1 rRNA gene is annotated in these 638 nt (G+C 52.8%); it reads left to right on the top strand.

Going from position 1 to position 638, the window contains the following annotated elements:
• Positions 1 to 638: ribosomal RNA gene (locus M3I56_RS40830) — 16S ribosomal RNA — on the top strand; the annotation flags it as partial.

Raw genomic sequence — 638 nt, 5'->3', positions numbered from 1 at the left:
AGTGGGGAATTTTGGACAATGGGCGAAAGCCTGATCCAGCAATGCCGCGTGTGTGAAGAAGGCCTTCGGGTTGTAAAGCACTTTTGTCCGGAAAGAAATCCTGGTGGCTAATATCCGCCGGGGATGACGGTACCGGAAGAATAAGCACCGGCTAACTACGTGCCAGCAGCCGCGGTAATACGTAGGGTGCGAGCGTTAATCGGAATTACTGGGCGTAAAGCGTGCGCAGGCGGTTTTGTAAGACCGATGTGAAATCCCCGGGCTTAACCTGGGAACTGCATTGGTGACTGCAAGGCTTGAGTATGGCAGAGGGGGGTAGAATTCCACGTGTAGCAGTGAAATGCGTAGAGATGTGGAGGAATACCGATGGCGAAGGCAGCCCCCTGGGCCAATACTGACGCTCATGCACGAAAGCGTGGGGAGCAAACAGGATTAGATACCCTGGTAGTCCACGCCCTAAACGATGTCAACTGGTTGTCGGGTCTTCATTGACTTGGTAACGTAGCTAACGCGTGAAGTTGACCGCCTGGGGAGTACGGTCGCAAGATTAAAACTCAAAGGAATTGACGGGGACCCGCACAAGCGGTGGATGATGTGGATTAATTCGATGCAACGCGAAAAACCTTACCTACCCTTGA

It is taken from the genome of Paraburkholderia sp. CNPSo 3281, from assembly GCF_024206515.1.
GTDB classification, from domain to species: domain Bacteria; phylum Pseudomonadota; class Gammaproteobacteria; order Burkholderiales; family Burkholderiaceae; genus Paraburkholderia; species Paraburkholderia nodosa.
This window is presented reverse-complemented; position numbering and strand designations above follow the sequence as displayed.